This window comes from Amycolatopsis dongchuanensis (assembly GCF_039542405.1).
Taxonomy (GTDB): domain Bacteria; phylum Actinomycetota; class Actinomycetes; order Mycobacteriales; family Pseudonocardiaceae; genus Amycolatopsis_E; species Amycolatopsis_E sacchari.
Map to the genome: position 1 here is coordinate 51,737 of NZ_BAABIB010000063.1, position 19,926 is coordinate 71,662.

Annotated in this window: 24 protein-coding genes; 16 read left to right on the plus strand and 8 right to left on the minus strand. The window is 73.6% G+C overall.

Going from position 1 to position 19,926, the window contains the following annotated elements; genetic code table 11:
• Positions 1-95: 95 nt before the first annotated feature.
• Positions 96-584, minus strand: coding sequence for a hypothetical protein (locus tag ABFX51_RS15025; RefSeq protein ID WP_346054046.1), 489 nt, complete (start codon positions 582-584; stop codon positions 96-98).
• Between the two features lie 135 nt (positions 585-719).
• Between ABFX51_RS15025 and ABFX51_RS15030 the strand changes: the two genes are divergently transcribed.
• Together ABFX51_RS15030 and ABFX51_RS15035 are read left to right on the plus strand one after the other, a co-directional pair.
• On the plus strand, positions 720-1,058 hold the full coding sequence (locus ABFX51_RS15030) for a MerR family transcriptional regulator (RefSeq protein WP_245782968.1): 339 nt from the start codon (positions 720-722) through the stop codon (positions 1,056-1,058).
• Between the two features lies 1 nt (position 1,059).
• Complete coding sequence (locus ABFX51_RS15035; protein WP_346054047.1) at positions 1,060-1,482, plus strand: hypothetical protein; 423 nt, start codon at positions 1,060-1,062, stop codon at positions 1,480-1,482.
• Positions 1,483-1,637: 155 nt separating this feature from the next.
• Here the strand turns inward: ABFX51_RS15035 and ABFX51_RS15040 are convergent, their stop codons facing one another.
• Positions 1,638-2,498, minus strand: coding sequence for a zinc-binding dehydrogenase (locus tag ABFX51_RS15040; RefSeq protein WP_091505327.1), 861 nt, complete (start codon positions 2,496-2,498; stop codon positions 1,638-1,640).
• A gap of 50 nt (positions 2,499-2,548) precedes the next feature.
• Positions 2,549-3,100 (minus strand): TetR/AcrR family transcriptional regulator, encoded by a 552-nt coding sequence (locus tag ABFX51_RS15045; protein WP_346054048.1) that lies wholly within the window; start codon positions 3,098-3,100, stop codon positions 2,549-2,551.
• A gap of 76 nt (positions 3,101-3,176) precedes the next feature.
• Between ABFX51_RS15045 and ABFX51_RS15050 the strand changes: the two genes are divergently transcribed.
• Both ABFX51_RS15050 and ABFX51_RS15055 read left to right on the plus strand, forming a co-directional pair.
• Positions 3,177-4,412 (plus strand): MFS transporter, encoded by a 1,236-nt coding sequence (locus ABFX51_RS15050; protein WP_346054049.1) that lies wholly within the window; start codon positions 3,177-3,179, stop codon positions 4,410-4,412.
• 41 nt (positions 4,413-4,453) lie between these two features.
• Complete coding sequence (locus ABFX51_RS15055) at positions 4,454-5,725, plus strand: YeeE/YedE family protein (RefSeq protein WP_346054050.1); 1,272 nt, start codon at positions 4,454-4,456, stop codon at positions 5,723-5,725.
• A gap of 6 nt (positions 5,726-5,731) precedes the next feature.
• Here ABFX51_RS15055 and ABFX51_RS15060 read toward each other — a convergent pair whose 3' ends face one another.
• Positions 5,732-6,742 carry an LLM class flavin-dependent oxidoreductase gene (locus ABFX51_RS15060; protein ID WP_091505323.1) on the minus strand — a complete coding sequence of 337 codons (1,011 nt, stop codon included), beginning with the start codon at positions 6,740-6,742 and terminating at the stop codon, positions 5,732-5,734.
• 96 nt (positions 6,743-6,838) lie between these two features.
• Between ABFX51_RS15060 and ABFX51_RS15065 the strand changes: the two genes are divergently transcribed.
• Complete coding sequence (locus tag ABFX51_RS15065) at positions 6,839-7,147, plus strand: hypothetical protein (protein WP_091505322.1); 309 nt, start codon at positions 6,839-6,841, stop codon at positions 7,145-7,147.
• Positions 7,148-7,508: 361 nt separating this feature from the next.
• Here ABFX51_RS15065 and ABFX51_RS15070 read toward each other — a convergent pair whose 3' ends face one another.
• Positions 7,509-8,738, minus strand: coding sequence for an MFS transporter (locus tag ABFX51_RS15070; protein ID WP_346054051.1), 1,230 nt, complete (start codon positions 8,736-8,738; stop codon positions 7,509-7,511).
• Between the two features lie 57 nt (positions 8,739-8,795).
• Between ABFX51_RS15070 and ABFX51_RS15075 the strand changes: the two genes are divergently transcribed.
• A complete protein-coding gene (locus tag ABFX51_RS15075) occupies positions 8,796-9,542 on the plus strand; it encodes an ArsR/SmtB family transcription factor (protein WP_346054052.1) in 747 nt (248 codons plus the stop codon).
• Here the strand turns inward: ABFX51_RS15075 and ABFX51_RS15080 are convergent.
• Positions 9,496-9,774 carry a helix-turn-helix domain-containing protein gene (locus tag ABFX51_RS15080; RefSeq protein ID WP_346054053.1) on the minus strand — a complete coding sequence of 93 codons (279 nt, stop codon included), beginning with the start codon at positions 9,772-9,774 and terminating at the stop codon, positions 9,496-9,498. The genes ABFX51_RS15075 and ABFX51_RS15080 overlap by 47 nt on opposite strands.
• A gap of 219 nt (positions 9,775-9,993) precedes the next feature.
• Here ABFX51_RS15080 and ABFX51_RS15085 point away from each other — a divergent pair, with 219 nt between their 5' ends.
• Both ABFX51_RS15085 and ABFX51_RS15090 read left to right on the plus strand, forming a co-directional pair.
• Entirely contained in the window at positions 9,994-10,392 is a 399-nt protein-coding gene (locus ABFX51_RS15085) for a hypothetical protein (protein WP_346054054.1), read from the plus strand.
• Positions 10,392-10,970, plus strand: a complete 579-nt coding sequence (locus ABFX51_RS15090) for a hypothetical protein (RefSeq protein ID WP_346054055.1) — start codon at positions 10,392-10,394, stop codon at positions 10,968-10,970. The genes ABFX51_RS15085 and ABFX51_RS15090 overlap by 1 nt, the downstream gene beginning before the upstream one ends.
• 7 nt (positions 10,971-10,977) lie before the next feature.
• Here the strand turns inward: ABFX51_RS15090 and ABFX51_RS15095 are convergent, their stop codons facing one another.
• Positions 10,978-11,622, minus strand: a complete 645-nt coding sequence (locus ABFX51_RS15095; RefSeq protein ID WP_346054056.1) for a LuxR C-terminal-related transcriptional regulator — start codon at positions 11,620-11,622, stop codon at positions 10,978-10,980.
• A gap of 441 nt (positions 11,623-12,063) precedes the next feature.
• Here ABFX51_RS15095 and ABFX51_RS15100 point away from each other — a divergent pair, with 441 nt between their 5' ends.
• On the plus strand, positions 12,064-12,639 hold the full coding sequence (locus tag ABFX51_RS15100) for an RNA polymerase sigma factor (protein WP_346054057.1): 576 nt from the start codon (positions 12,064-12,066) through the stop codon (positions 12,637-12,639).
• A gap of 8 nt (positions 12,640-12,647) precedes the next feature.
• Here ABFX51_RS15100 and ABFX51_RS15105 read toward each other — a convergent pair whose 3' ends face one another.
• Positions 12,648-13,409, minus strand: a complete 762-nt coding sequence (locus ABFX51_RS15105; RefSeq protein ID WP_091505315.1) for a hypothetical protein — start codon at positions 13,407-13,409, stop codon at positions 12,648-12,650.
• Positions 13,410-13,901: 492 nt separating this feature from the next.
• Here ABFX51_RS15105 and ABFX51_RS15110 point away from each other — a divergent pair, with 492 nt between their 5' ends.
• From ABFX51_RS15110 to wecB, 7 genes are all read left to right on the plus strand, one after another.
• Positions 13,902-14,489: an RNA polymerase sigma factor gene (locus tag ABFX51_RS15110; RefSeq protein WP_177228609.1), complete on the plus strand. Its 588-nt coding sequence runs from the start codon at positions 13,902-13,904 to the stop codon at positions 14,487-14,489.
• 66 nt (positions 14,490-14,555) lie between these two features.
• Complete coding sequence (locus ABFX51_RS15115) at positions 14,556-15,581, plus strand: C40 family peptidase (RefSeq protein ID WP_346054058.1); 1,026 nt, start codon at positions 14,556-14,558, stop codon at positions 15,579-15,581.
• 83 nt (positions 15,582-15,664) lie between these two features.
• A complete protein-coding gene (locus ABFX51_RS15120) occupies positions 15,665-16,315 on the plus strand; it encodes a helix-turn-helix transcriptional regulator (RefSeq protein WP_346054059.1) in 651 nt (216 codons plus the stop codon).
• Positions 16,316-16,397: 82 nt separating this feature from the next.
• A complete protein-coding gene (locus ABFX51_RS15125) occupies positions 16,398-17,063 on the plus strand; it encodes a response regulator transcription factor (protein WP_346054060.1) in 666 nt (221 codons plus the stop codon).
• Positions 17,060-18,241 carry a lytic transglycosylase domain-containing protein gene (locus ABFX51_RS15130; RefSeq protein WP_346054061.1) on the plus strand — a complete coding sequence of 394 codons (1,182 nt, stop codon included), beginning with the start codon at positions 17,060-17,062 and terminating at the stop codon, positions 18,239-18,241. The genes ABFX51_RS15125 and ABFX51_RS15130 overlap by 4 nt, the downstream gene beginning before the upstream one ends.
• Positions 18,238-18,387: a hypothetical protein gene (locus tag ABFX51_RS15135; protein WP_346054062.1), complete on the plus strand. Its 150-nt coding sequence runs from the start codon at positions 18,238-18,240 to the stop codon at positions 18,385-18,387. Before ABFX51_RS15130 ends, ABFX51_RS15135 begins: the two co-directional genes overlap by 4 nt.
• A 92-nt stretch (positions 18,388-18,479) precedes the next feature.
• The gene (wecB, locus tag ABFX51_RS15140) at positions 18,480-19,607 is read left to right on the plus strand and encodes a non-hydrolyzing UDP-N-acetylglucosamine 2-epimerase (RefSeq protein ID WP_346054063.1); all 1,128 of its coding nucleotides are present in this window, start codon (positions 18,480-18,482) and stop codon (positions 19,605-19,607) included.
• Positions 19,608-19,926: the final 319 nt, after the last annotated feature.

A 19,926-nucleotide genomic window follows, 5' to 3' on the forward strand; every position in this document is an offset into this window, starting at 1 on the left:
CATCGGGGATGAGGCCCGTACTGCCACCCGAAGTAGCCCCATCACCCGATAGGGGGTTAGGGGATTACGCCCTATCGGGTGGGCAAGTGAACTGGTCACCGTCCTGCGAACCAGCTGCCCTCCGGCGCGGGCAGCTCGGGCGGCGGGGCCGGAGCCTCCGGCGGCGCCTCGGGCCAGAGCCGCCGGACGCGCTCCGCCGCGGCCCGGATCTCCTCGCCGGACAGCGTGACGACGAGGTCGGGCAGGTCGCTCCCGGCGATGGTGGCCCGCACGGTCAGCGGTCCCGGCGGGGGCAGCCGGGTCAGGTAGAAGGTCTGCTGGGTGTGCCTGCCCCCGGAGCTGCCAGTGACGCGGAGGAGGCCGCTGTCAGCGCCGTGCCGGCCGAACCGGGGCGCGATGGCGACGGTGCCGTCCGCGAATTCCAGGCCCAGCAGCAGATCGTGGCCCGGGTGGCGGCCGAGCTGGTGCCGCTCGGTCCGGTTGAGCGCGGTCAGGGCGAACTCGACCCCGGAGGAGAAAACGCGGCAGGTGCTCAGGTGCAGCGCTCGCTCGCCATCGGTGACGACGTCCTCGCCCGTCGGCACGGAGACAGGCAGTTCGTTGGAGGGTCGCGTTCCTCGTGAGCCTGAGAACTGCATCTCCTCACGGTAGGCCGGGAGGCAAATCTCCATTCAACACTGGAGATTGAGTCGATCATCGGCCGTAGATAAACTGGACACGTGGGTGTAGACAGGCTGGACGACGAGGACTACCCGGCGTGGACGATGGGGCAGGCGGCGGAGGCGCTGGACGTGCGCCCGGCGTTCCTCCGCAGTCTCGACGCCGCCGACGTGGTCCAGCCACACCGCTCCAGCGGCGGTCACCGCCGCTACTCGCGCCGGCAGCTCCGCCTGGCCGCGCGCGTCCGCGAGCTGTTCGACAGCGGCATGACCCTCGCCGCGGCCGACCGCATCGTGCGGCTGGAGGACCAGCTCGCGCGCACGCGCGCGGAGAACAAGGAGCTGCGGCGCAGGCTCGGCATGGACGACACCGGCACGCACCGCGAACAGGAGGAGTGACATGGGGCTGGAGAACGTGTGGATCCGGACGCTCAGCGACGGGCTGGTGCGGGCGGACCAGGTCATCGGGATCAGCCACCACCGCACCCCCGCGCTGTCCGGCAAGGCGGGCCGCTGGCTGGTCTCCGTCGCGGTCGCGGCGCCGGCCGGGCACGGCGGCACCGACGGCTGGCAGCTGACGAGCCTGCACCGGACGCTGGTGCAGACGGACGCCGAGCCGCGGTACGCGCCCGACGCGCTGGCGCGCCTGCTCGCGCAGCTGGCGACCGTCGAGACCGCCGGGGTGATCAACCCCGTGGTGTCCGGGCGCGGCGAGGTCCGGTTCGAGTTCGCCCGCTTCGACAGCGAGCGGCCGCGGCAGTCCGGCGAGGGTGAGGTGCCCGAGGCGGGCGAGCGGGTGCCCGAGGTCGTCGGCGTCGGCTGAGCGAGCGGTCGCAGCGGCCTGGTGTGGGCGAGGTGCCCGGGGCGGGGCCGGAGTTCGGCGGCGTGCGTTGAGCGAGCGGTCGCGGCAGTCCGGCGAGGGTGAGGTGCCCGGGGCGGGCGAGCGGGTGCCCGAGGTCGTCGGCGTCGGCTGAGCGGTCAGGCCACCAGCAGCGTCTTGCCCACCGTGCGGCGGGCGGCCAGCGCCGCGTGCGCTTCCGCCGCCCGCGTCAGCGGGTAGGTCTGGCCGATGAGCGGGACGACGCGCCCGTCGGCGGCGGCCCGCAGGATGCGCTGCACGTCCACTGTGGACGGTTCGACGGGCTCGTGCACGGTGACGCCCCGCGGCTCCGGCAGCACCGCGGGGGAGCCGGAAGCCGTGCCGTAGGCGGAAAAACGGCTCTTGGCGTGGTCGAACGCGATGCGCCCCAGCTCACCGCCGACGCCGTCGAACACCACGTCGGCGTACCCGGCCCGCTCCGCCCAGCCGGGCTCGCCGTAGTCGACCACGACGTCCGCGCCGAGGTCCCGCACCAGCCGAAGCTTGCCCGGTCCGCGTGCGGCGCCGATCACGTGGGCGCCGGCCGCCGCGGCCAGCTGCACGAGCACGCTGCCGATCCCGCCGGCCGCGGGCAGGACGAGCACGGACTCCCCGGGCGAGACGTCGGCGGCCTCGAACAACGCGAGCGCCGTGCTGCCTTCGCGCAGCAGCGCCGCCGCCTCCTGCTCGTGCACCGCGTCGGGCACTTCGAGCACCGCGGACAGCGGCACCGTGACGCGTTCGGCGTACCCGTCACCGTCCACAGTGGCCACCACGCGCCGCCCGAGCCAGTGGCGGGGGACGCCCGCGCCCAGCGCGCCGACCAGGCCGGCGACCCCGCTGTCCGGCCCGGCGCCACCCGGCAGGGCCCGCACTCCGGCGGCGGCCACCTCCACGAGCACTTCGCCGGGTCCCGGCACGGGTGGCGGGGCGTGCCGCACCCGTAGACCGCCACGTCCGTCGGCTTCGACCAGGTGCATGTCCCCTCCGTTCGCCTCCCGGCAGTCTGCTCCCTCGAGCGCGCTCCAGGTCAAGCGAGTAGTTTCCGCACCAGTCCGCGCACCCACTCCGGTTCGGAGGGCAGGTCCGTGAACACGGCGCGGTAGTACAGCGGGCCGAGCAGCCCGTCCGCGGCCTCCTCGACCGTCGGGACCGTGCCGCCCCGTGCCTGCTCCTGGTCGAGGATCGCCTTGAGCTGGGCGTGCCGGTCGCCGGTGCAGGCGCAGCCGCCCTCGGGGCCGGAGCCCAGCGTGGCGCGCATGAGCGCGAGCACGTCCGGATCGGCGAGGTCGGTCGCCACCGCGAGCGCCCACCGTTCCAGGTCCTCCCGCAGGCTGCCGGTCTCCGGCACCACGATGTCACCGCTGAACCGGCTCGAGGCGACGTCGCTGAGCAGCTCGGCCAGTGAGCCCCAGCGCCGGTACACGGTGGTCGGGTGCACCCCCGCGCGCGTCGCGATGAGCGGGAGGGTCACCTCCTCGGCCGGGAGTTCGGCGAGCAGTTCCGCCACGGCGCGGTGCACGGACGCGCGGACGCGCGCGGACCGCCCGCCGGGCCGGGTGGCAGTGGGAGAAGCGGGCATGAAAACAGTATCGCACTGATCGTTGCGTTTGCGCTATGGTGGCTAACGCATTCATCGTTGCTTTTGAGGAGTGACCGTGTCCGACTCGTCCGTCGCCGTCGCGCTGCCCGGGGCGCAGGCCCCGTCCAGACGCCTGCCGCGCGGAGTCACCTTCGCCGCCGTCGCGGCGATCTTCGTGCTGTTCATGGCGGCGTCCAGCGCGCCGTCCCCGCTCTACGTCGTCTACCAGCAGAACTGGCACTTCTCCGCGACCACGCTCACCGCCGTCTTCGCGGTGTACGTCGTGGGCCTGATCGGTTCGCTGCTCGTGCTCGGTGCCCTGTCCGACCACGTGGGGCGCCGTCCCGTGCTCGGCGCGGCGGTGCTGCTGGAGGCCGTCTCGCTGGTGCTCTTCCTCGTCGCCGGCGGGGTGCCGGTGCTGTTCCTCGCCCGCCTGGTGCAGGGCATCGCGACGGGCGCGGCGATGACGACGATGGCCGCGACGCTGGTCGACCTCGACCCGCCGCACGCCCCCGGCCGCGCCGGGATGATCAACGGCGTCGCGCCCACCGCCGGGCTGGCGCTGGGCGCGCTGGGCTGCGGCGCGCTCGTCCAGTTCGGCCCCGCGCCCACCCACCTCGTGTACGCCCTGCTGCTGGCGGGGATGGTGCTCGCCGCGCTGATCGTCGCGGCCATGCCGGAGACCTCGGGCCTGCGGCCGGGCGGGCTGCGGTCGCTGCTGCCGCGGCTCGGCGTGCCGCAGCGGCTGCGCGCCGAGTTCTTCGCGCTGATCCCGATCCTGCTCGCGAGCTGGTCCCTGGGCGGCCTGTACCTCTCGCTCGGCCCGTCGATCGCGTCCGGGTTGTTCGGGCTGACCAACCACCTCGTGGGCGGCCTGGTCGTGACGCTGCTGTGCGGAACCGGTGCGCTGGCGACCTTCCTGCTGCGCACGCGGCCGGTGACGCTCGTGCTGACCACCGGGGCCGCGCTGCTCACCGCCGGGGTGGGCATCACCCTCGCCGGGATCGCGGCGCACCTGATCGCGCTCGCCGCGGCGGGCACGGTGGTCGCCGGGATCGGCTTCGGCGCCTCGGCGCTGGCCAGTTTCGGCACCCTCGCAAGGATTTCCGCCCCCGCCGAACGGGGTGAGCTGTTCGCCGTCGCGTACGTGATCTCCTACCTCGCGTTCAGCCTGCCCGCCGTCGTCGCGGGCCTGGCGGCCACCGCGTTCGGCCTGCGCCTCACCGCGCTGGTCTACGCGGCGGTGCTCGTCGCGCTGGCGGGCACGGCGCTGGTCATCCAGATGGTGAGACGGCGCGCCCACGCCTCGTAACCTGGACGGTGATCTTTTTTCGCAGTTCGTCTGGAGTGCCGATGTCCGCTGTCACCGAACGGCCGCCCGCCGGGAGGTTCCTGTCCCCGTCCCCGACCTCGTGCGCGGCACCCGTGCCCGAGCCGGAGGAGCCGGTGCGGGTGGTGCCGCTGGCGGTCGCCGCGGTGCTCGGGGTGGGGCTGAGCGCGTACGTCTGGGCGTCCTACGGCGCGCGGTTCGGCGCGCTGCTGGTGATCGGCCTGCTGCTGGGGGTGGCGTTGTTCCACTCGCGGTTCGGGTTCACCTCGGCGTGGCGGCAGCTGATCGCGGTGGGCAACGGCACCGGCCTCCGGGCGCACGCGCTGCTCCTCGGCACGGCGGCGACGCTGATCGCGTTGATCGCGGGTACCGGCACCGGGTTGTTCGGTGCCACGCCGAAGATCACCGCCGGGCCGATCGGGCTCGCGTTGTTCGCCGGGGCCGCGTTGTTCGCGGTGGGCATGCAGCTGGGCGGCGCGTGCGCGTCCGGCACCCTGTTCGCGGTGGGCGCCGGGCAGTCGACGATCCTGCTGACGCTCGGCGGGTTCATCGCCGGGTCGGTGTTCTACACGTGGGCGTACCCGGTGTTCACCGGCTGGCCGCAGGTGTCCGGCTTCCTGCTCGCCGACCACGTCGGCTGGTGGGGTTCGTGGGCCGTCACGATCGCGGTGCTGGTGGCTGTGGTCGCCGTGACGCGGGTGGTGCAGGCGCGGCGCACCCCGCCGCCGGTGGGCGTGGTGCCGACGGCGCGGGGCTTCGCGCGGGTCTTCCGCGGGTCGTGGCCGCTGCTGGCCGGTGCGGTCGTGCTCGCCGTGCTGGCCGCGGCGGTGGTGCTGGTGTCGGGCGGCACGTGGGGTGTGACGTTCGCGTTCGCCTTGTGGGGCGCGAAGCTGTTGCAGCTGTTCGGATTGCACCCGGAGACGTGGGAGTTCTGGCAGAGCGCGAGCAACGCCAAGTCGCTGGCGGGTCCGGTGTGGACGGACAAGACGAGCCTGACGGACATCGGGATCATCCTCGGCGCGGCGGTCGCGGCCGCCGCGGCGGGTGCGTGGAAGATCCGCGCGGAGATCCCGTGGCGGACGGCCGTCGCGGCGGTGCTCGGCGGGGTGCTGATGGGCATCGGCGCACGGCTGTCCGGCGGCTGCAACATCGGGGCGTACCTGGCGGGCATCTCGACGGGCAGCCTGCACGGCTGGCTGTGGGGCGTGTTCGCACTCGGCGGCACCTGGGTCGGGCTCAAGCTGCGGCCGTTGTTCGGCCTCGGCAATCCGCGTCCGTCGGACAGTGTTTGCTGAGGGACCTCAGCTCCCCGGGCGCCAGCCCAGCGCAGGGCCCAGCCGGGTCGCCATGTCGGTGAGGATCTGGACGTAGTCCTCGTGCTCGAAGGTGAACGGCAGCGCGAACGCGACCTCGTCGACCTCCCGGAACGCGGCGTGGGCGTGCAGCCGCTCGGCGAGCTCGTCCGACGTGCCCACCAGGTCCGGCGCGAACATCATCCGCGCCGGGCCCTGCGGTGTGCGGGTCCGCGGTGTCCGCCGCTCCGCGTAGGCCCGGTACTTCTCGCGCTGGTCCGCGGTCGCCGAATCCGTCGGGATCACCACCAGCCCCTGGGACACCCTGGCCCGCTCGCCGTCGGGGTGGTGCGCGCGGAACTCGCGGATGTGCGAGAGCTGGATCTCGGCGAAGTCCTCCGACTCCTCGGCCTTCACCACGCTGCTGGTCAGGAAGTTCATCCCGTGCTCGCCCGCCCACCGCGCGGACCGCAGGCTGCCGCCGCCGTACCACAGCCGCCGCCCCAGCCCCGGCGAATGCGGCTGCACGCGGTCCGAGAACACCTCGAACCCCTCGGTGCCGCTGAAGTCCGTGGCGGGCTTGCCCCGCACGAAGTCCAGGAACCGCCGCATGCGCTCGTAGCTGAAGTCCTCCACGTCCGCCGTGTCCGGGTACAGCGCGTCCTTCACGCGCTCGTAGTGCATCGGCGGCCCCACGCTCAGGCCCGGGTTGAGCCGCCCGCCGGAGAGGATGTCGACCGTCGCGAGGTCCTCCGCGAGCCGCAGCGGGTTTTCCCAGCCCAGCGGGATCACGGCGGTGCCGAGCTCGATCCGGCTCGTGCGCTGGGAAGCCGCGGCGAGCACGGCCACCGGTGACGAGATGCCGTACTGCAGGTGCCGGTGCCGCACCCAGGCGCTGTCGAACCCCAGCTGCTCGCCGAGTTCGATGACGCCGAGCGTCGACTCGTGCCCGCGCCGCGGATCGGCCTCGTCGAACAGCCCGATGGTGAGGAACCCGAGCTTGCGCAACGGTTCCGGCATGGCGTCCTCCGTTCCCGGCCATGATCTTCCTGCCGCCATCCTGCCAGGCGCGCGGCGGGACGTTCACCATGCGGACGCGGGGGGTACGCCTGGCGTGTGACCGTCTACGAAGCGAACCGGGGCATCGACGCCGAACCCGATCTCGTGCTGAACACGGCAGGGGATCCCGCCAGGACCGGGGCCTGGCTGACCGACGCGCTGGGCGCACGCGACGTCCGGACCGAGACCGAGCCGCCACGGCTGCGGTTCACGTGGCCGGGTGGCCGCGGCGAACTGCACGTCGAGGCCCGCGGCGCGGGCGCGAGCACCGCCCGGCTGCGGCTGGACGGCGGTGACCAGGCCGCGGCGGACCGGGCGCTCGACGCGCTAGCCGCGGTGGTGGACGACAACTTCACCGCGGGCTGAGGGGGTCGCAGGGCCCGGCGGCGGCCCGGGCGCGCTTGCCGCCGCCGTGGTGGACGGCATCGCCGCGGGCTGGGGGCGGGAGGCGGTCGTGTCCGCGCCGCCGGGCGGGCCGGGCGCGATTGCCGCCGTGGTCGACAACTTCGCGGTGGGCTGAGGGGGTCGCAGGGCTTGGCGGCGGGCCGGGCGCGGTTGCCGCCACCGTGGTCGACGGCATCGCCGCGGGCTGGGGGCTGGGGTCGGTCGTGTCCGCGCCGCCGGGCGGGCCGGGCGCGATTGCCGCCGTGGTGACGACTTCACCGCGGGCTGAGGGCGGGATCGCAGCGTGCCAGGCTGGGCACGCCCGCCGCCGTGGACGACGACATCACCCCGCGCTGAGCACCGGCGTCGGCCGTGTCCGCAGCGCCCACCGCGTCGCGGGCAGTGTGGCCGTGCCGGCGGCCACGAACACCCCCGCGAGGACGAACCAGCCGGGCAGGCCCCAGGTGCCGACGAGCAACGTCAGCGCCGCCGGGCTGATCATCTGCACCGCCGCCTCCGCCGTGGCCGTCATGCCCTGGTAGCGTCCCGTCGCCCCGGGCGGGGTGAGCTCGAGCGTCAGCGCCCAGCGGGCGCCGATGAACCACAGCTCCCCGGCCAGGTGCGCGCCCGCCGCGAGCAGGACGATGCCGGCCGCGGCGAACCCGCTGCCGCCCGACGTCGCCGCGAACAGCACGCACGCGACCGCGAGCGCTCCGCCCGACCACACCGCCCGCACGGCCGAACGCCGCGCGCTCGTGCAGCCCCGGCTCGCCGGGACCTGCAACAGCGCCACGCCCAGCGAGTTGACGATCACGACGACACCCGCGAGGCCCGCGGGCAGCCCGGTGTCGCGCACCAGCCACAGCGGCAGCGCCGTGGACACCAGACCCCAGCACAGCGACAGCAGACCGGTGCTCGCCGCGACGGCGAGGAACGCCGGATCACCGGACAACCGGTACGGGCGCGCCCTGCGGCCCGGGCGCACGGCGGGCACCCGCGTGAGCAGTGCGGCGTAGCCCAGCGACGTGACGGCGTTGACCGCGATCAGCACGTGGAAGGCGGCCGGGGTGTGGAGCGTGAGGCACACGGCTCCGGCCGCGGCACCGAGCGTGTAGCCGAGGTGGCTGGCGACGCGCTGCCGCGCGAGGTGCCCCATCCTCGTCTCCTCGTCGGCGAGCTGGGCGACGTACGCGGTCCGCACGCCCGCCGCAGCCCGATCGACCGTCGTCTGCACGAGGGCGGCCGAGACGAACACCGCGACGTGGGAGGCGAAGACGAACGCCGCCATCGCGAGCCCCTCGACGGCGGTCAGGCCGATCAGCAGAGCCCGGGGCCCGAAGCGGTCGGCGAGCGCGCCGACCGGGGTGGCGGCGAGCAGCCCCGCGCCACCCGCGAGCAGCAGCCCGAGCCCCACCACCGGCGCAGGCAGCCCGGCCACGGTCGTGAAGTAGACCGCCCAGGTCGTGAACCACGCGCCCTCGCCGGCGGTCGTGACGAGGATGCCCAGCGCCAGCACCCGGAACGGGCCGGGTGGCGGGATCTGCTCGCGCCAGTACCGGCGCACCGCGTCCATGTACAGACACCTATCACGTATCCGTGAAACGTGAAAGTCGGTGGTAGCCTGACCGGCGTGACTTCGCCCGGGTGGACCAGCGCCGCGCAGCCCGTGGTCGCCACGGTGACGGCGCTCGCCCGCGAGCTGTCGGACCCGATCCGGCTGACCGTGCTGCAGCTGCTCGCCCACGAGGGACCACACGGCATGACGCAGCTGGCCGACGTCCTCGGCGTCTCGCCCGCACGGCTGGGCAACCACCTCGCGAAGCTCCGGCAGGCCGGGCTCGTCACCGGTGAGCAGTCGGGCCGCCACGTCACGTACCGGCTCGCCGATCCGTCGGTGACCGCCGTGCTCGACGCGATGGCGGACTACGCCGGCGGCTCGCTGCCGCTGCCCGGCCCCGCCGAGGCGCCCGAACGGCTCTGCTACGACCACGCGGCGGGGCGCCTCGGCGTCGCGCTGCTCGACCACCTGCTGGCGCGGCGCGCGCTCCGCCGTGATCCCGGCAGCGACGCGCTCGAACTCGGCCCCGAGGCGGAGCCGGTGTTGCGCGACTACGGCGTCGACGTCGCGGCGCTCGCCGGGACCCGGCGCAAGGTGGCGACGAGCTGCCTCGACCGGACGCTGCGGCGCCCGCACCTCGGCGGCGCGCTGGGCCACGAGATCCTGTCCTGGCTGCGCGCGGAGGAGCTGGTCGACGTCGCCGGGGACGGGCGGACGCTGAAGATCAGGCGGGGCGCGGAGGACCGGCTGGGGGAGCTGGTGCCGGGACTGCTCAGCGGGGGAGGCCGGCGCGCGAGCGGTGGTCGGCGGCGCGGATGACGGCCTCGACGCGGACGCCGAGCGCGGCGCACAGCGACGCGAGCAGTTCCAGCTTCAGCGCGCGGTAACCGCTTTCGTAACCGGAGATCGACGAGGGCGCGATGAGCCCTCCCGTGCGGGAACTCAGGTCCGCCCTCGTCCACCCTCGCCGTACTCGGAGTTCGCGGAGGATGTTTCCCACGGCCGCGGCGAAAGCGACCGGCCGTGCGGAGGCGGGGTCCCTGGGTCTCATGTGGACTCGACGCCGGGCACGCTGCGCCATGACGCGGTTTCCCGGCGCGACCCCGCGGTGTGACCCCCGTCTCAACCAGACCCGTTCGCGTGTCTCTGACCGGCGGTGATCCACCCCCGGCGGAATTCCTCCGAAAAAGGTGGTCGTCCTGCGACATGCCGTGCGCGCGAAGCCTGTCTAGGAGTCAGTGGCAACCGAGCAGAGGGAGCGGAAGCGGGGATGAAGGGCATCGTCCGGGTACCGGTCACCGGAGCGGTGGCGCGGTACCGCGGCTACCGCCGGACCGTGTGCGCCTGCGGGCGCGCGCAACGGCGGCTGCGGGTGTTCGGCGCGCCGTGGTACGACGCCGACGGGGTCCTCCGGACCCGTCGTGCCGTGCGGCGCGACCTGCGGGCCCAGGCGGCGGCCTGGCACCCCGACCCGGCCTGCGACCTGTGCCGGCGCGGGATTCCCGCGCCGCGGAACGCACCAGAAGGGAACACGGGCATGGGGATCTTCCGGAAGCTGCGGGAAGCGGGCGACAAGGTCGAGCAGATCCTACGCGAGGAACTGGGCGAGCCGTTGCCGTCCGACGAGCCGGCCCGCCGCCCCGAGCGGAACCCGGCCGGCGGTCGCTAGTGGCGCCGTACCGGCTGCTCCCCCGGGGCGGGCCGGTCGACCTGTGCAACCGCGCCGCGCTGGCGGCCCTGGTGCGCACCGGTCCCGACTGGTACGCGCGGACGGTCAACTACCTGCGGCTGCCGCGGGCGCGGCTGGACGAGCTCCGGAACTCGTTGCTGGCACTGGGAATGGCGTGTGACGGGGCGGCACTGGGGTGCCCACCGCCGCGGCTGCCCGAACCGCGCCGCTTCGGGCTCGTGCCCGTGCGCGACGAGTTCGGCTTCCCCGTGTGGACCGGCCGGCGGTGCGCGGAGTTCGCGGCAGCGCAGGCAAGGGCGCTCGCGGTGGGGCTGCCGCCGGGCGTCCCCGGTATTCCGGTGCACAAGCTGACCGACGGTGGCTGGCTGGTCAGCCGTGCGGAGTGCGCCTCCGCGCTGGCCGCCTACCGCAGGGCCCGCGCCCGCGGCACGCCTCACCCGCGCTCGTTCGGCGACGACTTCGTGACGTTCCTGACCGCGTGCGCCGGGGCGAGCGGGTTCGTCGTGGGACGCGCGGTGACGGCCCGGCCCGCGCAGGCGCTGCTCGACGTGAGCTGACCGCCCGTCAGGACAGCAGGCCCGCGCGCAGCGCCTTGGCCACCGCCTCGGCCCGGGTGCGGGCGCGGAGACGCCTGCGGGCGGAGAGCATGAGCGCGCGCCCGGTGCCGACCGAGATGTGCAGGCGTGCCGCGGTCTCCTCGACGGTCAGCCCCTCGGCGGCAGCGGCCAGTACGTCCACTTCGGACTGACTCAGCCGGGCGACCGGACTGTCCACAGTGGCCGAAACGGCACGCATCATCGACCCGATCTCGGCTGTCGCGGCGAGCAGGTGCGCCGGCAGCCCGGCGAGACCCTCCAGGCTGAGCACGCCCTGGACGACCGTGGTCAGCCGCGCCCATTCGCCCGGGGTGAGCGTGTCCTGCTCGCCCAGGAGCACGAACAGCGCGGCGGTGGGCAACGTCGCGCGGGCCGCGGAGAGCGGGTCCGGAGTGGACTGGTCGACGATCACGATGGCCGACCGCGGATCCTCGAACAGCTCCCGGATCTCGCCGCGCACGGCGCCACGCCAGACCAGGCGCGGCTCGTCGGCCAGCAGCCGGTGCAGCAGTGCCTGGCGCTCGCGGTCCTCGCCGAGGTAGGCGACCTCCGGGGCGGGGCCGGTCGGAGGCGGCGCGGTGGTGCCGGGCACGTAGTCCTCGTGCACGCTCACGGTCCTGCCTCACCCTCCGTACCGGGTCCGGGGACTCGCACCGGTCCTGCGTCACTCTCCGCAATGTTGATCATAGTCTCCTCCAGCTCCACCGTCCGGGGGGACCTGGTGACGGAAGAGGGCGGAAACTCCCGCGATGATCCGGGTGCCCGTGTCGGGCCGTCGTAACCATCCTGTGCTCCTTCGTCGCGGAACGCGGAAAAGCCGCTGGCAAAACGGAGTAATGTGATCTTGCTGTTATCACGGACCTCCTGCGTGGCGGCACTATCGGGGTTCCCGAAAGCCCCGTTACGAACGTGAAGTTCTCTTCACTCTTTTGGCAGCGGTGACTACGCGCTGCGTGACCGGATCCACCATCAGTAGTACATGTTCACCCGATTGGATTGCTCGGTCTGTAGTTGCATGGGACTCCTCAGTGAGCAGTGGGAAGAGGAGGGGCGGATGAGCGAGGTGCTGGCGGAGAGAGTCGAGGAGCTGCCCGACGAGGAGTTGCTGACGGCCGCGCGAGCCGGGAACAGGGCAGCCTTCACCCAGCTTTACCAGCGGCACCACGCCGACGCGGTGCGGTACGCGCGGCGGTTCGTGCGGACGACGGCGGACGCGGAGGACGTGGCCGCGGACGCCCTGCTGCGCCTGATGCTGGCGCTCGAAGCGGGCCGGGGACCGCTCACGAACGTGCCGGCGTACCTGCGCACGACCGTCCGCCGCCTGGCGATCGACCTGGCCACCCGCAACGCGCGCAGCCTCGCGATCGGGCTGGACTGCACGCCCGCGGACGGGCGCCGCCACCTCGACGAGAAGGAGCGCGACGCGATACTGGAGCTCGCGTTCACCGGGCTGCCGCCCCGCTGGCGCGAAGTGCTCTGGCTGGTCGAGGTCGTCGGCTACCGCCCGCAGGACATCGCCGCCGAGCTGCGCATCGCCCGCCCCGCGGCGTGTTCCCTGCTGTGGCGCGCCCGCACGGCGCTGCGCAAGCGGTACGACGAGCTCAGCGCGTGCGTGCCCGCGGAGGGGTGAGTGCCGGTTCAGGGCAGGGGTTCGCGCACCAGCTCGGGGAAGCTGGACACCAGCCACTCCGCGAGCGCGGGCGGATCACCCTCCGGCCGGGGCAGGACCACGGTCTCCAGCCCGTCCAGTTCGGCGATCCCGGCGAGCAGCGCCTCCAGCTCCTGCCCACGCTCGGGGCCGGAGACGAGCACCGACAGGCTGCACGGCCCGAGGTAGCAGGCCGACTCGTATGCGCCGAGCGGGTCGATCCGGTCCGCGATCGACATCCGCAGGGACTGCCCGTCGTCGGTCCGCCAGCGCGCCACCCACACGTACGGCGCCTGCTCGAGGCTGCCCCGGTAGGTGAGGTCGGCGAGGAACGCGGTGCGGGTGCGGAACGCGGTGAGCGGATCGGCGAGCTGCGCGAGCGTGTGGTCACGGGCGACGACCCAGCGCGCGGCCTCTTCGCCCATCCGCACCAGCTGCCCGGCCGTGACCGCGGCGGGCCGGGTGAGGCACGCGGCGAGCGCCGCGACGTCGAGCGCGAACTCGTCGGGGGTGGCCGCCTGGTCGAACCGCTGGTCGGCGAGCGCCCGCAGGGCCGAGGGCAGGTCGACGCCGTCGAGGCAGGCGTGCACGACCCGGGTCGTGGCTTCGACCTCCCACGGGACTTCGTCTGGCCACTCGGGCCCGTCGGCCTTCGCGCGCCACGCCCGCAGCAGTTCGGTGGGGGAGAAGGCAGCGTCGTCCGCCAGGCCGGCGGGCTGCCGGCACTGTGCCGGGTCGTGCTGCTGGGCCACTGACCACACCTTCCCAGTGCGTCGCTCGTTCCGGCCGTACGGCGGCGCGACGGAGGATACGCAATCTACTCAACGCTGAAAGCTTCTGGGCTGCGGGCCGGGAGCGGAACCCCCGGGTGACACGAACGGGTGTGATCTGACGCACAAAGGCCATTGTGGAGTTTGGCCTGTTCGCGGCAGGGGTAGCCGGAATCGCTGTAGGCGGTCGTTGACGCTCTGTAAAAGGGAGCGGAATTTCCGTCACGCTGAGTCATGCGCTCTGTGCAAAACGGAGTAGTGTGACCGTGCCGTTATCTTCGCTCTGTGGCGTGCGCGCACTATCGGCTCGCCGTAAACGCCTGTTACCTGACCTGCGCCGATTCACTCTACGGGGCGGCAGGAGGTAGCCGGACAGGGCGCCGGGGCCTTTTGCGTCACCTCATCGTCACCCGAACGGGAGGCGCGGTTCGTAGTTGCATGAGCACCGCTGAAGCGTTTGACGAGGAGGGGCACATGAGTGAAGCGCTGGCGGAGACAGTGGACGAACTGCCGGACGAAAGCCTGCTGGCGCAGGCACGGTCCGGCAACCGCGCCGCTCTCACTCAGCTCTACCGGCGCCACCAGCACGAGGTGCTGCGGTACGCGCGCAAGGTCGTGCGGTCGGTCGCGGACGCCGAGGACGTGTCGGCCGACGCGCTGCTGCGGATGATGACGGCGCTGCGCGCGGGCAAGGGGCCGCAGACCAACGTCCCCGCGTACCTGCGCACCACGGTGCGGCGGCTCGCGATCGACCTCATGACGCGCAATTCCCGCACCGTCGCGGTTGGACTGAGCTGTTCCGGGGCGGAAGCCCGGCAGGCGCAGCAGGTGCGCGTCACCGGCGGGGAATCCGAGGCGATCCTCGAACTGGCCTTCACCGCGCTGCCCGCGCGCTGGCGTGAGGTGCTGTGGATGTCGGAGGTGCTGGGCTACCGGCCGCAGGAGATCGCCGCCACGTTCGGCATCGCCGCGCCTGCCGCGTGTTCGCTGCTGTGGCGCGCCCGCACGGCGCTCAAACGGCGCTTCGACGAACTCGGCGCCTGCGTGCCCGCCGACGCCTGAGGCGGTCCCGCGACAGGCTCGTCCGTCCATTCCGGTCTTCTCGGTTGAGGACCGGGAGGGGAACGGATGAAGACGATCGCGGTACTGGCCGCCGCGCTGGCACTGGGCACGGTTCCGGCGTACGCCGCCGAACAGCCTTCGCTCGAAGAGATCGCGGTGCAGGCGCAGACGTACCTCGAGCGGGCACAGGGCGAACTCGCGCGATCGCAGGCCGATCTGGACAACGCGTCGGCGACGGCCGCCGCCGTCGAGCGGCACGCGGCCGACAGCGCCGCCGCTTCCGCCGCCGCGGAACGGGCCGCCGCCGACGCGCACGCCGAGGCGGCCCGGTGGCGGACTAGCCTCGGGGGTTCCGGGCGGGTGGTCTTCGAGGCGCTGCCGTACGGCAAAGCCGGGCTGGCGGGCACCGCGGACTCCCTGCCGCAGCTGCTGTCCGCCGTGTCGATGCTCGACCGGCTCACCGAGGGCACCCGGCGGAGCACCGCCGCCGCGACCGAACGGGCGGAGCAGGCGAGCCGGACCGCGGAGCGCGCGCGGCAGGACGCCGGAACCGTGGCGCGGCAACGGGACCAGGCGCTCGCGCGGCGGTCGGAGGCCCAGCGCCGCCGGGACACCGCCGCGGAGCTGGTGACCGGCGGTGAGCAGTACCTGCAGGAGGTGCTGCGGCGGCTCGTGCTGTCCGTGCAGCAGGAACTCCAGCAGCAGGGCAGCGGGGCGCGACCGGACGGCACCGCCGTGCCGGGGGCGGCCGGCACCGCGGTGCGCTTCGCCTTGGCACAACTGGGAAAACCCTACGTCTGGGGTGCGGAGGGGCCGGCTGCCTACGACTGCTCGGGGCTGGTCCTCGCCGCCTACCACGCGGCAGGCCTCGCCTTGCCGCGCACGAGTGCCGAACAGTCCCAAGTGGGCACCGCGGTCCCGCGCGACCAGGTCCGCGCCGGGGACCTCGTCTTCTACTACCAGCCCGTGAGCCACGTGGCGATCGCGCTCGACGGGCAGCACGCGGTGCACGCGCCGACCGTGGGACGGCCCGTGCAGGTCGCCGCCATCGACGCGATCGGCCCCCTCACGGTGATCCGCCGGATCGGCTGACCCCGCCGCGTCATGTCCACAGTGGGCGACGGGTCTTGAGGCGTAGTGGTTTCTCCAGCGAGGGACGGAAAGACATGTCTTCGATGAGCGACATCGTGGCGGGAGTTCCCCAGCGGGCGCGGGACGGGGGGCCGCGGGTGCTGCGCGTGGCGTACCTCGGCAGGCCGGACGTGGTCGCGCGCGGGGTGGAGTCGATCGTCGCGGCGGACCCTTGGCTGCAGTGGGTCGGCCGGGAGCAGGACGAGGAACCCTTCCACCTGCTGTGCTCGGTGACGGCGCCCGACGTGGTCGTGGTGGAACAGGCCGCCGACCGCGAATGGCGCGTGCTGCGGGCGTTGCGGTACTCCGTGCCGCGGCCTGCCGTCGTGGTGCTGGCCGACCCCGCCGTGGGGCCGGCGCCCGCCGGGGTGGCCGAGGTGCTCGCGCGGCCGGTCGAGCCGGAACTGCTCGCCGCCGCCATCCACGCCGCGTGCGGGCAGGCACCCGTGCCCGCGCCCCGCCGCGCCCCGGCACCGACCCTGCTGACCGCGCCGGAACTGCAGGTGCTCTCGCTCGTCGCCGACGGGCACCGCACGGACTCCATCGCCGCGCTGCTCGGGATTTCGCCCAACACCGTCAAGAAGCGGGCGCACCGGCTGTTCGTCAAGCTCAAGGTGCGCGACCGCGCGCACGCCGTCGCCAAGGCCTACGAGTACGGCCTGCTGCCCGCGGGGCACGCCCCATGCCCCTCGTGACCGCGCGGCCCGGCACCCCACAGGATGGAGAGCCCTTGCCGCACTTCAGCGTGTTCGAACCGGTTTCGAGGGGGGAGCGACCGTGACGCTGCACGACCGGCCGCGGCGCGTGGCGGTGGTGGACCTCGACCCGATCTACCGCGCGGGACTGGCCTGGATCGTGGACAACGCGCCCGACCTGGAGTGGGCCGGGCACACCGCGACGGTCCGTGGCGCGGCCCAGCTGGTCGCGCAGGCCCGGCCCGACCTGGTGCTGCTCGACTCCAGAGTGGACCAGCAGGGCAGGCTCGCGCGGCTGCTCGGCGGGGCCGACCGGGTGCCCGCGGTGCTCGTGGTGGTGGCCGAACGGCACGACGAGCCGGAGTACATCACCGGGGCCCTCGACGCGGGCGCGCGCGGCGTCGTGCCGCGCTCCGCCGGGGCGTGGCACCTGCTCGAATGCGTCCGCGCCGCGTGCGCGGGGCGGCCGGTGCAACGGCCGCGCGTGGTGAGCACCGGCGTGCTTTCGCCGCGCGAGGCCCAGGTGCTGGACCTGCTGGCGGAGGGGCTGGGCAACGCGGCGATCGCCGACGTGCTCCGCCTGTCCGTGGAGACCATCCGGACCCACGTGCGCAGCATCCTGCGCAAGCTGCGGGCCCGGGACCGCACGCACGCCGTTGCCATCGGGTTCCGCAACGGCCTGCTCGTACCGCCCGCGGGGGAACCGGTGCTCCCGCGGCAGGAAAGAGGAGTGGTGAGCGTCGAATGAAGGCCAAGACCCGGGTGGCGGGGATCGTGGGCGCCGGGCTGGCGCTGCTGGGGGCGACCGCGCTACCGGTGAACCGGCCCGCCGGAAACCAGGTACCGCTGGCGTTGTCCGCGCCCCGTCCGGCCACTGTGGACGAACCACGGTGGCAGGACGAGGCGCTGCCTGAACTGCCCGCCCTGCCGGAACTCCCCGCCCTGCCCTCGTTGCCGTCGATCCCGCTGTCGTCGGGCGGGAGCCGGGGAAGCGCTTCCCCGGTGTCGCTGCTGGCGGGGATCCCGTCGGTGGCGCTGACCGCGTACCACCGGGCGGCCGACACACTCGCCCGCACGAACCCCGGGTGCGGGCTGAGCTGGACGGTGCTCGCCGCGATCGGCCGCGTGGAGTCGAACCACGGGCGTTACGGGGGCGCGCAGCCCGCGGCGGACGGCTCGGTGACGCCGCCGATCCGCGGGCTCGCGCTGGACGGCACGGGCGACACCGCGGCCATCGGGGACACCGACGCCGGCGCGGTCGACGGGGACGCCGCGGTGGACCGCGCGGTCGGGCCGATGCAGTTCATCCCGTCCACGTGGCGCGCGTGGGCGTCGGACGGCAACGGGGACGGCCGGGCCGACCCGGACAACCTGTTCGACGCGGCGCTCGCGGCGGGGCGGTACCTGTGCGCGGGTGGCGGGGACCTCAGCGATCCCGCGGCGCTGCGGGCGGCGGTGTTCCGGTACAACCACTCGGATTCCTATGTGGACCTGGTGCTGACCATCGCCGAGGCGTACGGGCGGGGCGCGGTGCCGGTCATCCCGGTCCCGGTGGCACCGCCGGTGGTGCCGGTGGCGGCGCCCGCACCGAAGCCGGTGCCGGTGGCACCCCCGCCGCCTCCGGTGAGCACGGCGCCGAGCCCCACCCCGGCTCCCAGCACCACGCCGAGCACCACACCGAGCACGACTGAGCCGAGTACCACCGAGCCGAGTACCACCGAGCCGAGTACCACCGAGCCGAGCACCACGACCTCGAGCCCGAGCACGTCGTCGAGCCCCAGCACGACGTCCAGCTCCAGCACGACATCCAGTTCGAGCACGACGTCGAGCACCTCGCCGACGCGCCTGTCGTCCGGATCGGGCACCAGCACGACCACGCCAGTACAGTCCCAAGTGGACGATGCGGGAAGTGGACTGCCGGAATGACCACGACGAAGCCGCGGAACACCCGGTTCCGCCTGCGGTGGCTGGGTTTTCTCCTGTTCGCCGTGGGGTTGTTCGCCGTGCTCTGGTACTGGCTGTTCCCGCTCGTGGACTCCTGGCTCTACGGCGGGGGCGCGGCGGTGCGCTAGATCACCGGAAATTCCGGGTCGTCCCGTTACGTCCGGGCGGCCGAACAGGTCTTCCCGGGTGAGGACAACGACCTGTGGCGGAAGGAAACCCAGTGACCGGAACGGAAAGCTCTCCCGAGGAGATCGCCGCACTGCCCGACGGCGGGGTCGCGGTGGTGCTCGGCACCCGGCCGGAGATCGTGAAGCTCGCCGGGATCATCCGGCACCTCGGCCCGAAGGCACGCGTCGTCCACACCGGACAGCACTACGACTCGGCGTTGTCGGACGTGTTCTTCGCCGAGCTGGGGCTGCCCGCACCGGACGTCCGGTTCTCGGTGGGTGGCGCGACGCGGGCCGGGCAGATCGCCTCGGCGCTGGGCTCGCTGGACCTGTTGTTCGCGCAGACCAAGCCCGTCGCGGTGGTCGTGCAGGGTGACACCAACGCGACCGTCGCCGGGGCGCTGGCGGGCAACGCCCGCTCGATCCCCGTGGTGCACGTGGAAGCGGGGTTGCGCAGCTTCGACCGCAACATGCCGGAGGAGCACAACCGGGTGGTCACCGACCACGTGTCCGACCTCCTGTGTGCGGCCACGGACGACAACGTGGGCAACCTCGCCAGGGAGGGGCTGGCGGGCAAGTCGGTGATCCGCACGGGCAACACGGTCGTCGAGGCCGTGCTGTCCCAGCTGCCGCACCCGGCCCGGCGGGAGCGGTTGCTGGCCGACCGGGGGCTGGAGCCCGACCGCTACGCGCTCGCGACCATCCACCGGCCCGAGAACACCGACGATCCGGCCGCGCTGGCCGCGATCCTCACCGAGCTCAACCGGATCCCGTGCCGGGTCGTGCTGCCGCTGCACCCGCGCACCGCGAGTGCCATCGAGCGGTTCGGGCTCACCGCCCACCTCGACGGGCTGGCGGTGACCGACCCGCTGGGGCCGTCGGAGTTCCTCGGCCTCGCCGCGCACGCCGCGTTGCTGATCTCCGATTCCGGTGGCGTGCAGGAGGAGTGCACGGTCCTCAAGCGACCGCTCATCGTCGTGCGGCGCTCAACTGAGCGCCCGGAGGCGATGCGGGACTTCGCGGTGCTGGTCGCGCCGGGCCCGCTGATCAGCAAGACGGCGGGCGAGTGGCTCGACGAACTGCCCGAGCTGCACACCCGCCTCGCCCGCGCCGCCTCGCCCTTCGGTGACGGCCACGCCTCCGCCCGCATCGTCGCGGAGATCGCCAGGCGGTTTGCGTGATACCCGCCGCGGCAGCCGGGAAACGCAGGGAGCAAACGATTTCCGGGCCTTCCCCGTGCCGGGGTGCCGGCGCTCTGGTTCCGCCGCGCCCGTAAGGGAACCGAGCGCGCTCCCGACGCCCCGGCCGGGCTCCCCAGGGGGCTGGAGCCGGGACCCGCCGCGGGTCCCGGCTCCGGGTACTTCCGCCGCCGCGCGGGAAGCCGTTGCCGGCACTGTGTTTTTCATCCTCTTTTTCATCCGCCGTCCTCCTTGTCGTCGTCGCGCGCGCCCGATAAACCTGATCTCGGGTCCGGCGGCAGGGGTGGGCCCGGGGGAAAGG

What these genes read in the sequence shown, in the direction of transcription:
- ABFX51_RS15035 (WP_346054047.1), top strand. Translation starts at nt 1,060, where the DNA reads ATGGGGCTGGAGAACGTGTGGATCCGGACGCTCAGCGACGGGCTGGTG.
- ABFX51_RS15080 (WP_346054053.1), bottom strand. Translation starts at nt 9,774, where the DNA reads ATGAGACCCAGGGACCCCGCCTCCGCACGGCCGGTCGCTTTCGCCGCG.
- ABFX51_RS15070 (WP_346054051.1), bottom strand. Translation starts at nt 8,738, where the DNA reads ATGGACGCGGTGCGCCGGTACTGGCGCGAGCAGATCCCGCCACCCGGC.
- ABFX51_RS15115 (WP_346054058.1), top strand. Translation starts at nt 14,556, where the DNA reads ATGAAGACGATCGCGGTACTGGCCGCCGCGCTGGCACTGGGCACGGTT.
- ABFX51_RS15055 (WP_346054050.1), top strand. Translation starts at nt 4,454, where the DNA reads ATGTCCGCTGTCACCGAACGGCCGCCCGCCGGGAGGTTCCTGTCCCCG.
- ABFX51_RS15060 (WP_091505323.1), bottom strand. Translation starts at nt 6,742, where the DNA reads ATGCCGGAACCGTTGCGCAAGCTCGGGTTCCTCACCATCGGGCTGTTC.
- ABFX51_RS15100 (WP_346054057.1), top strand. Translation starts at nt 12,064, where the DNA reads ATGAGCGAGGTGCTGGCGGAGAGAGTCGAGGAGCTGCCCGACGAGGAG.
- ABFX51_RS15135 (WP_346054062.1), top strand. Translation starts at nt 18,238, where the DNA reads ATGACCACGACGAAGCCGCGGAACACCCGGTTCCGCCTGCGGTGGCTG.
- ABFX51_RS15045 (WP_346054048.1), bottom strand. Translation starts at nt 3,100, where the DNA reads ATGCCCGCTTCTCCCACTGCCACCCGGCCCGGCGGGCGGTCCGCGCGC.
- ABFX51_RS15110 (WP_177228609.1), top strand. Translation starts at nt 13,902, where the DNA reads ATGAGTGAAGCGCTGGCGGAGACAGTGGACGAACTGCCGGACGAAAGC.
- ABFX51_RS15130 (WP_346054061.1), top strand. Translation starts at nt 17,060, where the DNA reads ATGAAGGCCAAGACCCGGGTGGCGGGGATCGTGGGCGCCGGGCTGGCG.
- ABFX51_RS15120 (WP_346054059.1), top strand. Translation starts at nt 15,665, where the DNA reads ATGAGCGACATCGTGGCGGGAGTTCCCCAGCGGGCGCGGGACGGGGGG.
- ABFX51_RS15040 (WP_091505327.1), bottom strand. Translation starts at nt 2,498, where the DNA reads ATGCACCTGGTCGAAGCCGACGGACGTGGCGGTCTACGGGTGCGGCAC.
- ABFX51_RS15085 (WP_346054054.1), top strand. Translation starts at nt 9,994, where the DNA reads ATGAAGGGCATCGTCCGGGTACCGGTCACCGGAGCGGTGGCGCGGTAC.